10 protein-coding genes are annotated in these 10,026 nt (G+C 65.9%); 3 read left to right on the forward strand and 7 right to left on the reverse strand.

Annotated features, from left to right (window positions below; translation table 11 throughout):
* Positions 1-3 precede the first annotated feature (3 nt).
* From BMZ97_RS20320 to map, 6 genes are all read right to left on the reverse strand, one after another.
* The gene (locus BMZ97_RS20320) at positions 4-1,179 is read right to left on the reverse strand and encodes an enolase C-terminal domain-like protein (RefSeq protein WP_092173807.1); all 1,176 of its coding nucleotides are present in this window, start codon (positions 1,177-1,179) and stop codon (positions 4-6) included.
* A 31-nt stretch (positions 1,180-1,210) separates the two neighbouring features.
* Positions 1,211-2,185, reverse strand: a complete 975-nt coding sequence (locus tag BMZ97_RS20325; protein WP_092173809.1) for a tripartite tricarboxylate transporter substrate-binding protein — start codon at positions 2,183-2,185, stop codon at positions 1,211-1,213.
* Positions 2,186-2,264: 79 nt separating this feature from the next.
* Entirely contained in the window at positions 2,265-3,593 is a 1,329-nt protein-coding gene (locus BMZ97_RS20330) for a class-II fumarase/aspartase family protein (RefSeq protein WP_210188293.1), read from the reverse strand.
* Positions 3,594-3,808: 215 nt separating this feature from the next.
* Positions 3,809-4,558 carry a GntR family transcriptional regulator gene (locus BMZ97_RS20335; RefSeq protein ID WP_092173816.1) on the reverse strand — a complete coding sequence of 250 codons (750 nt, stop codon included), beginning with the start codon at positions 4,556-4,558 and terminating at the stop codon, positions 3,809-3,811.
* 193 nt (positions 4,559-4,751) lie between these two features.
* A complete protein-coding gene (radC, locus tag BMZ97_RS20340) occupies positions 4,752-5,486 on the reverse strand; it encodes a RadC family protein (protein ID WP_092173819.1) in 735 nt (244 codons plus the stop codon).
* Positions 5,483-6,307 carry a type I methionyl aminopeptidase gene (gene map, locus BMZ97_RS20345; RefSeq protein WP_092173822.1) on the reverse strand — a complete coding sequence of 275 codons (825 nt, stop codon included), beginning with the start codon at positions 6,305-6,307 and terminating at the stop codon, positions 5,483-5,485. Before map ends, radC begins: the two co-directional genes overlap by 4 nt.
* Before the next feature lie 156 nt (positions 6,308-6,463).
* Here map and BMZ97_RS20350 point away from each other — a divergent pair, with 156 nt between their 5' ends.
* Positions 6,464-6,940 carry a CinA family protein gene (locus BMZ97_RS20350; RefSeq protein ID WP_092173824.1) on the forward strand — a complete coding sequence of 159 codons (477 nt, stop codon included), beginning with the start codon at positions 6,464-6,466 and terminating at the stop codon, positions 6,938-6,940.
* Between the two features lie 6 nt (positions 6,941-6,946).
* On the opposite strand, the gene BMZ97_RS20355 is transcribed toward BMZ97_RS20350, so the two are convergent.
* Complete coding sequence (locus tag BMZ97_RS20355; RefSeq protein ID WP_175525642.1) at positions 6,947-7,957, reverse strand: TRAP transporter substrate-binding protein; 1,011 nt, start codon at positions 7,955-7,957, stop codon at positions 6,947-6,949.
* A 133-nt stretch (positions 7,958-8,090) separates the two neighbouring features.
* Between BMZ97_RS20355 and BMZ97_RS20360 the strand changes: the two genes are divergently transcribed.
* Together BMZ97_RS20360 and BMZ97_RS20365 are read left to right on the forward strand one after the other, a co-directional pair.
* Entirely contained in the window at positions 8,091-8,942 is an 852-nt protein-coding gene (locus BMZ97_RS20360) for an FkbM family methyltransferase (protein ID WP_092173827.1), read from the forward strand.
* 125 nt (positions 8,943-9,067) lie between these two features.
* Positions 9,068-9,823, forward strand: a complete 756-nt coding sequence (locus BMZ97_RS20365) for a competence/damage-inducible protein A (protein WP_092173829.1) — start codon at positions 9,068-9,070, stop codon at positions 9,821-9,823.
* The last annotated feature ends 203 nt before the right edge of the window (positions 9,824-10,026 follow it).

Below are 10,026 nucleotides of genomic sequence, written 5' to 3' on the forward strand. Positions count from 1 at the left end.
TCGTCAGAAGGCTTGCGGACACAGTGCGGCCAGGTACGGTCGCAGCTCCGGCTTCTGTTCGAGGCCGAAGCCCGGGGCATCTGGCGCACGCACTGCGCCGCCACCCAGCATGCAGGCCGCCGGATACCCACCGAAGGGCTGGAAGACGCCCGGATAGCATTCGCATCCGCCGAGACCGAGACCGAGCCCGATGTGCAGGTTGAGCAGATGTCCGCCATGCGGGATCGCCTGGGAGGGCTCGAAGCCATGCCGCTCCATCAGCGCGATCATGCGAGCATATTCGCTCAAGCCATAGCTCAGGCCGGCGTCCATCTGAAAGACGTCGCGGCCGCGGCGCATGCCGCCGAAGCGCAGGAGATTCTGCGTATCGACCGCCGAGAACAAGTTCTCACCTGTCGCTATCGCGCCGTCATAGCGCTCGGCGACGTGGCGATTCAGGTCGAAATCGAGCGGATCGCCGATCTCCTCGTACCAACGCAGGCGGTAAGGCGTGAGCGTGTCGGCGTAAGCGAGGGCGGTGTCGAGGTCGAAGCGGCCATTGGCGTCGACCGCGAGCGCGCTGCCATCGCCTGCGAGTTCCAGCGCCGCTTCGACGCGCGCCAGATCCTGCGCCAGCGAGGCGCCGCCGATCTTCATCTTGAAGGCGGTGAAGCCGAGATCGCGATAGGCGGCGAATTCGTCGCGCAGCCGGCTCGCGCTGTCGCTGGGATAATAGTAGCCGCCAGCGGCATAGGCGCTCATCGTCTCCTTCGGCCCGGCACGCCCGAAGGCACGCGCGATGGTGTGGCAGGCCGGTTCATCTGAGAGCTTGGCGTTGAGATCCCAGATTGCGAGTTCGAGCGCTGCGACCGCACCTGCCCGGTCACCGTGGCCGCCGGGCTTCTCATTGCGCATCGCGACAGCCACGATCTTTGCGGGATCGAACCGCAAGCCGCCTGCGTCGAGCAGGTCTGCGGGCGCCGCCGCCTTGAGCCTGGGAATCAGGCGCTCACGCAGGATGCCGCTCTGCGCGAAACGACCGATCGAGTTGAAGGCAAAGCCGACAACTGGGCGGCCGTTGCGGATCACATCCGAGACGACTGCGACCAGCGAGACGTCATGCTCGGCGAAACTGACGACGGCGTTGGCGACCTCGCCTTGCAGGCGCACGGCGAGGTCGCGGATGTCGGTGATGCGCATGGACGGTCCTTCAGGCGGTCTGCGGAACGCCTCACTGGCCGGTGACGCCGGCCTTCTTGATAATGGGCCCCCATTTGTCGAGTTCGGCCTGGAGATGCTTGCGCAGGGCATCGGGTGTCGCGCGTTCGGGCGAGACGGTGTCTGCGCCGAGCTTGGCGAGCCTGTCCTTGACGTCCTGCTCCTTGAGCGCCGCATTGAGCGACGCCGTCAGCCTGTCGACGATCGGTTTCGGCGTGCCCTTGGAGGCGAAGAGCGCATACCAGACCGAGAGTTCGAAGCCCGGCAGCCCGGCCTTGTCGGCAGTCGGGAGATCAGGCAAAGCCTTGGCCGCCTCCTTGCTGGTGACGGCATAGGCTTTGATCGTGCCCGCCTCGACATTCGGCACGACATTGACGATCTGATCGCAGATGAAATCGACCTGCCCACCGATCAAATCGTTCATGGCAGGCCCACTGCCGCGATAGGCTACGGTCGTCAGTTTGATGCCTGTCGCCTCGGCGAACAGAAGACCGCACAGATGGGCGGCCGAGCCGACGCCGGCATGGGCGTAGGTCGCCTTGTCGGGGTTCGCCTTCACATAGGCGACCATCTCGGCGAAGGTCTTGGCCGGAAAGTCCTTACGCGCGACGAAGACCGAAGGCAGCTCGGCCACGAGCCCGATGGGCTCGAAATCCTTCATGACGTCGTATTTCAGGTTTGGATAGAGGAACGGATTGGTCGCCTGGCTGACATGGATCAGCAGCAGCATGTGACCGTCAGGTGCAGCGGCCGAGACCCGCTGGCTGCCGATGGTGCCGCCGGCGCCGGCGATGTTCTCGACCATGACCTGCTGCTTCAGATTGCCGGTCATCGCCTGCGCCAGGATGCGGGTGATGGTGTCGCCGGGACCGCCGGCGGCATAGGGCATTACCATGGTGACGGGCTTGGTCGGGAAATCCTGTGCCGAGAGGCTTGTCGTGCCGGCAAAGGCAAGGCAGGCGGCGAGGCTCAGCGTTGTGGCTTTCATGGTCGTTTCCCCTGTGAGGTGACAGCTTGGCGTCGCGGCGCTCTTGCGGCGCCTTGATGACGGATCGCATTGGGGCCGCTCAGGCGGCGGGCAGCCTGGCAGGCGCCTGGCCGAGCACGCGGTCGACCATCTCGCCGGCGAGGCCGAGATAGTTGGCCGGATCGCAGCAGCGTTCGATTGCTTCGCGGCTGCCGAGTGCGGCGACGACCTCGGGCCGGCCGGCCAGGATGTCGGCCAGGCGGCCGCCGCCCTCGATCGCCTGGCGGCACGCGTCGTAGACGACGTCGTGGGCATGTTGCCGTCCAAGCTTCGGCGCCGCAGCCATCATCACCGCCTCGGCCACGATCAGGCCGCCGGTGATGTCGAGATTCCCGCGCATGCGCTGCTCGTGCACCACGAGGCCGCCCAGCATGAAGTTCGCGTTGGCGAGCGCCGAGCCGGTCAGGAGAAAGCTTTCCGGCAGCGCTATCCATTCGAGGTGCCAAGGTCCGGTGGCGCGCTCGAAATCGTGGATCATGCCGTCGAGCATGGTCGCGACGTGCTGGCGCACGGCTTTGGCCGCGGCGAGGATGAGCTCACTGGAAATCGGATTGCGTTTCTGCGGCATGGTCGAGGAAGCGCCGCGCCCTGGCACGAAGGGCTCGGAAACCTCGCCGAATTCGGTCGCCATCATCAGCATGACGTCGGTCGCGATCTTGGCGAGAGAGCCGGTGATCAGCCCGAGCAGCGCGACCGTCTCGGCCAGGCCGTCGCGGGCGACATGCCAGGTGATCGCCGGCTGATCGAGCCCAAGCTCCTCGCAGAACAACCGCTGCATCTCGAGGCCACCGGCACCCACCGAAGCAAGCGTGCCGGCCGCGCCCGAGAATTCGCCGACCAGAACGCGCGGCCGCAATTGCGACAGCCGCTCACGATGGCGCTCGATTCCGGCGAGCCAGATCGCCGCCTTGTAGCCGAAAGTGATCGGCAGCGCCTGCTGCAGGTGGGTACGCCCGGCCATCGGCGTATCGCGATGCTTGCGGGCGAGGCCGGCGAGAATGCCCGCCAAGGTGGCGAGGTCGCGTTCGACGAGTTCGAGCGCTGCCCTGACCTGGAGCACGTTGGCCGTATCCATGATGTCCTGGGTGGTCGCGCCCCAATGGACGAAGCCTCCGGCCGCCTCGCCGGCCGCCTCGGCGAGTTGGTGGACCAATGGCAGGATCGGATAGCCGACGATCTCGGTCTCGCGCCGGAGACGGTCGAAATCGATCGTGAACTCCCGTCCGGCGCGGTCGATCGCGATTGCAGCTTCGCGGGGGATGACGCCGCAGCGCGCCTGGGCCCGCGCCAGTGCCCGCTCGGTCTCGACATAACGGCCGACCAGTGCCGCATCGTCGAAGATGGCGCGCATCTCGGCCGTGCCGAACATGTCGCGGAACAACCGTGAGTCAAAGACGGTGCTGGTCACGAGCGTTCCTCGAAGTCCTATAATGTTCGTACATTTATAAATGTACGAACATTATAGGACTTGTCAATCGCACCCGGGCTCGCTGTGCAGCGTCGCCGGCCTGTTTCGATCCGAGAAGGGCGCTTTAAAACAAGGAGCTGGAGTCATTGACCGATCCAATTGGATCGGAATCTGCTCTAGCCGCCGCTGGCCGCGCGTCGCTGCAGCCGCATCTCATAGGCGAAGCGATCGCCAGGGTGGAGGCTGAACGTCGTGATGAAGGCGATGCCTGCGGCATCGACATAGCGGCGCGTGATCTCCAGCGCATGGTCGCCCGTCGCGGCCGCGAGCGTGCGGGCGATCATGTCTGTCAGCCCGGCGGCGCGGATCGTTTGCCTGATCTCGCTGACCCGCCGTCCATGCCGCTCCTCGATCAGGGCCGCGACGGCATGGCGGTAGCTGGGCAGTTCCCGGCGCATCAAGGCGGCGTAGTCTCCGTCGATATATAGGTCAGTCCAGCAGATCGGAGCGGCCGCGTCGTCGTCGGTCCTGACCCGGATGGCCGAGACATGGAGCCAGCGTCGACCTGGACGCGACTGCAGGCGCCGGGCGAGATCATCGTCCGCCACGACGTCGGCCATCTCCAGGACGCGCCGCTCGGTCGCATCCGCATATTGGACGAGATCGTCGAACGTCCCGAGCGATTGGTTGTAGGCCGCGCTCGTGGCCGTCGGACGCGATGCTTCGACCAGTGTGCCGGCCCCCCTGCGTCGGCTGATGACGCCGAGATTCTGCAATTGCAGCAGGGCGGCCCGCACCGTCGAGCGGCTGACGTCGTGCAGCTCGGCGAGTTCGTGCTCGGACGGCAGGAGATGGCCGACCGGATGCTTCCCCGCAGCGATCTGCTCCAGCAAGGCGGTGGCGAGGATTGAGTATCGTGGGCTCAAGGCGGAGATCCGGCAGTCAGCATACGGCGCAGCGACAGGTCTCCTTCAAAAACGGCCTGTGCGCCAGCCCATTATAGGCGATGAGCATGGTCGCCTATTCCGGCAACGGTTGCTCTGCGGCCCTGCTGCCGCCTTTGCCGACGCTGCAAAATATCCGCTACCGGCTCGTTCCTTTGGGGGGATGCGTCGCCGCTCAGATCAGCCGCAGCTCCTTCAAACTCGCGTATCCGTCCTTGCCGACGATGACGTGGTCATGCACGGCGATGCCAAGCGGAGCTGCGATGTCGACGATCGCCTTGGTTATCTGGATGTCCGCCCGCGATGGCGCCGGGTCGCCAGAGGGGTGGTTGTGGACGAGGATCAGCGCCGTTGCCGAGAGTTCCAGCGCCCGGCGCATGACCTCGCGCGGATAGACCGGCGTGTGGTCGACCGTGCCGGTCTGCTGCAGCTCGTCGGCGATCAGCGCGTTCTTCTTGTCGAGAAAGAGGATGCGGAGCTGCTCGCGCTCGGAGAAGGCCATCGCCATGCGGCAATAATCGAGCACGGCCGCCCAGGATGAGAGCACGGTGCGCTTGGCGACCGCGCCCTTGGCCATGCGCGTCAGCGCGGCCTCGACGATCTTGAGGTCGAGCGCGACGCCCGCGCCGACACCCTTGACCTCGGTGAGCCGCGCGGATGGGGCTGAGAGCACCTCGGCGAAGGAGCCGAAACGCTGGATCAAGTCCTTGGCGAGCGGCTTGACGTCGCGCTGCGGAATCGAGCGGAAGAGCAGCAGTTCGAGCAATTCGTAATCGGGCAGGGCGCCCGCGCCGGCATCCTGGAAGCGCGCGCGCAGGCGCTCGCGATGGCCGTGATAATGCGGGACGGCGTCGGGGAGGGCGCCTGACGGGGCGGCGCAGTTTGAAACCTTGCCGCCGTCTGCCGTCATCGCAGGGCGAGTGGATTGTCGCGTCCGGTCGGCGACAGGGTGAAGATCTCGCAGCCGGTTTCGGTGACGCCGATGGTGTGCTCGAACTGGGCCGAGAGCGAGCGGTCGCGCGTCACGGCGGTCCAGCCGTCGGAGAGGACTTTCACCCCGGATTTGCCGAGATTGATCATCGGCTCGATGGTGAAGATCATGCCGGCCTTGAGCTGCGGGCCTTCGCCGGGCGAGCCGTAATGCAGGATGTTGGGTGCGTCGTGGAAGACCTGGCCGACGCCATGCCCGCAGAAATCCCGGACCACCGAACAGCGCTCACCTTCGGCGTAACGCTGGATGGCAAAGCCGATATCGCCTGTGGTTGCGCCGGCGCGCACGGCCTTGATGCCGCGCAGCAGGCTCTCATAGGTGATCTCGATCAGGCGCTCGGCCTTGCGCGAGATTTCGCCGACGCCGTACATCCGGCTGGAATCGCCATGCCAGCCATCGACGATCAATGTGTAGTCGATGTTGAGGATGTCACCCTCGCGCAACGGCTTGTCGTCGGGGATGCCGTGGCAGACGACATGGTTGATCGAAGTGCAGATCGACTTGGTGTAGCCGCGATAGAACAAGGTTGCCGGATAGGCGCCGTTGTCCATTGCGAACTGGAAGGCGAGATCGTCGAGGCGCTGGGTGGTGACGCCCGGCTTGACGTAGTCGCCGAGCATGTCGAGGCCCGCGGCGGTCAATCGGCCGGCCTTGTGCATGGCCGCGAAGGCCTCGGCGCCGTGCAACTTGATCACCGGATCGCGCATGCGCGACCGTCCCAGGGTTTCGTCGAATGTCATCGTGACGCTATGGCTCCTTGCCGACCATATCTATTGGGTTTGGCGTATGGTGCAAGACGGTTGCCGTGCGGGCCGGGTCGCTTGAGGCGCATTCGGGCTGGGTCTGCAACCGGCATCAGGTGAAAGATCGCAGCGCCGAAAAGGATTGGAGCGGGCATGCAGGGATTGTTGGAGCTGGCGGGGCAAATCGGGACGTGTCTCAAGGTGCGGGGCGAGACCGTGGCGGTGGCTGAATCCTCGGCTGGCGGCCTGATCGCGGCCTCGCTCCTGGCCCAGGCCGGCGCATCCGCCTTCTTCGTCAGCGGCGCCGTCGTCTACACCAGGCAGGCGCGCGAGGGCTTGATGGGTATCTCGCTTGCGGAGATGGAGGGCATCCGCTCGGCCAGCGAGCCCTATGCCTTGCTGCTGGCGCGGCGATTGCGCGAGCGCTTCGGCGCGAGCTGGGGGCTGGCGGAAACCGGAGCTTCCGGGCCTTCGGGCAACAGCTATGGCGATGCGCCGGGCCATAGCTGCCTGGCGATTTCCGGGCCCGTCGAATTGGTCAGGACGATCGAGACCAGCTCCGGGGACCGCATCGGCAATATGCGCGTCTTTGCAGCGTCGGCCCTGGGGCTTCTGCACGAAAGCCTGTAAGCGGGTTCAGCGCGGGCGCGCCAGGAAGTCCGTTAGGACTTGCTGCGCCGCTGGATCGGCCGTGGTTTTCCATTGCGCCACGGATTGCGCGGCTGCGGCGCGCAAGGCGTCCATCACCTCCTTGGGCGGCGCCTCGTCGATCGTGACGCCATTGTCGCGCATGCGCAGGTAGTTGATCGCGACGCGGCCGCTCATCGCCTGCCATTGATGCGCGCTGGTTTCGGCGGCGGCGGCCTCGACGGCGGCTTGCGTCGCGGCATCGAGCGTCCGCCAGGCGTCGAGCGAGACCGAGGCGAAGCTCAGGGGCACGGCGTAGAGAATCTCCGAGAAGTTGCGGGTGTATTTCCATAATTGCCGGCCAGCCCCGCCATCGCCGGAGGAGAGCACGGCGTTGATCTCGCCGGAGTCCAGCTTGGGGTTGAGGTCGGAGAAGGAGACGATGCCGGCGCTTGCCGCGACCTGCGCCAGCACCTCTGTCCCGGTCTTGTCATAGGTTCTGATCTTCAACGCCTTCAGCGCCGCAAGATCCTTCAGCGGTGCGGCCGACCAGATGCCCGAGGGTGGCCAGGGCGAGATGTAGAGCAGCTTCTGCCCGCGCGCCGCGAAGAGCACCTCATAGAGCGGCTTGGCGGCGTCATAGAGCGCCTTGGCATCCGCCGTCGAAGCGGTGATGAAGGGCAGGGAGGAGAGCAGGAAGAGCGGGGCCTCCTCGCCAAGCGCGCCGCCAAAGCTGTTGGCCATGGCGAAGCGCCCGTCCGAGACCGCCTTCAGCTGCTCGCGCGTACGCAGTCCCGATTTCGCGTCGGGAATGGGGTTGATCGTGAGCTTTCCGTGCACCTTTGCCTTCACCGCCTCGGCGAAGAAGCTGTCCGCCTCGCCGGGCAGCGACGAGGCCGGATATTCGTTGATGAGGTCCCAGCGCGCCTCTTGCGCCACAGCGGGGTTCGCCAAGGCAGAGCAGATCAGGCCTAGAGCCAAGGCAAGCGTTGGCAAGGCAGGCGTCGGGAGGAATCTCATCGATAGGCTCCGTGATTGAAGCGCCGGTTGCGGAGCGGCGGGGCGAGATGCCAGGCCGGCCGGCGGAAGGCGGATGGAAGCAAAAGCTGTTCCGGCTGGCGCGCACGCGACATGGGGTGTATCACGCCGCCCCATGGCCATCACCGATCAGACACAAGCCGAGGCGAAGCCTTTCGGCGCCTTCGCACCCCGCGGCGTTCTCTCGCGCATCATCAGCTGGACGCGGGCTGCTCCAGACAGCTTCCTTGGCCGCAAGACCGCCTATGCGCTGCGCCGCCTCGGATTGCGCTCGCTCGCCGGCGCGCCGGTCGACATCGAATCGCTCGGCGCGAAGATGCGGCTCTATCCGGACGGCAATGTCTGCGAGAAGCGCGTGCTGTTCACGCCGCAATATTTCGACCAGCGCGAGCGCGATCTGCTCGCCGGTCGCATTCGCGAGGGCTTCCGCTTCATCGATATCGGCGCGAATATCGGCGCCTACTCCTTGTTCGTCGCGGCGAAGGCGGGACCGAGCGCCCGGATTCTCGCGGTCGAGCCGCAGCCCGATGTGTTCGCGCGGCTCGCTTTCAACATCGCACAGAACCCGTTCGGCACGGTCAAGGCGATCGCTTGCGCGCTCGCCGACAAGCCAGGTGAGCTGACGCTGTTCCTCGACCCGGCCAATAAGGGCGAGTCGAGCGTGCGCATTCTGCGCTCCAGCACGGGCGCCACGGTCAAGGTGCCGGCGACGACGCTGCTCGCTCTGCTCCAGAGCGAGGGCTATGAGCGGCTCGACGCGGTCAAGCTCGATGTCGAGGGTGCGGAGGATCTGATCCTCGAGCCCTTCCTGCGCGACGCGCCGGAAGCGCTCTGGCCGAGCTTCATCATCATCGAGGATTCGCGCGAGCGCTGGCAGATGGATCTGGTGGGGCTCTTGACGCAGCGCGGCTATCGCGTGCTGGCGCAGACGCGGCTGAACCTCGTCTTCGAGCGCGCCACAGCCTGAGTTTGGCCAAGCCGCGCATGAGGGTAGCGCGCGGGCGACGGCTTGAGCCCGCCTGCGGGAGGCCCTAGCTGTAGGGGAGAACGGCCGTCCGCGCTTTGCCGGCCGCCCAGCCAGAGGCACCGGCCATGACGTCCAGCAGCGAAACCACGCCCGTGACCGCGGCGATCCTGGTGATCGGCGACGAGATCCTCAGTGGCCGGACCAAGGACAAGAATATCGGCTATATCGCCGAGTATCTCACCAATATCGGCATCGATCTGCGCGAGGTGCGCGTGGTGCCCGATATCCAGGATGAGATCGTCCAGGCGCTGAACGCGCTGCGGGCCCGCTTCAGCTATGTCTTCACCACCGGCGGCATCGGCCCGACGCATGACGACATCACCGCCGACTCGGTAGCTGCGGCCTTTGGGGTCTCGATCGACCATGATCCGCGCGCCATCGCGATGCTGTCGGAACGCTTTCCGCCCGACCAGCTCAACGAGGCTCGTTTGCGCATGGCACGCATTCCGGCCGGTGCGGATTTGATCGCCAACTCGGTCTCCAAGGCGCCGGGTTTCAATATCGGCAATGTCTATGTCATGGCCGGCGTGCCCTCGATCATGCAGGCGATGCTCGATGTCGTCGCGCCGACGCTGAGGACCGGGATCAGGATGCTATCTGACACGGTGCGCGCCGGCTTGCGCGAGGGCGATATCGGTACGGCGCTGGCAGCGGTGGCGAAGGCGCATCCCGAGGTCTCGATCGGCTCATACCCGTTCTTCTCGGAAGCGGGCCCCGACACCAACATCGTTGTACGCTCGCGCGACCCCGAAAAGCTCGCAGCCGCGACTGCGGCGGTCCTGGCGATGATCGACAGCGAACGCGCAAGGCTTGCGGTCTAGGGCTGCGTACCCCCTCGGAACCACACCCGTCATCCTGGGCGCCCGAAGGGTGTCCTGGGATCCATCGGAGGGCTGTGCGCTCCACTATCGATCCCGCAGCTATGCCGCGGAGCCTTGCTTGGGCGGGCCGAAGGCCGAACCCGAGGGCGGCTTGTCCGGGTGACGTAGAGGTTCCGAGCATAAACGATAGGTTCTCGGGGGGG

It is taken from the genome of Allobosea sp. OK403, assembly GCF_900113835.1.
Classification (GTDB): domain Bacteria; phylum Pseudomonadota; class Alphaproteobacteria; order Rhizobiales; family Beijerinckiaceae; genus Allobosea.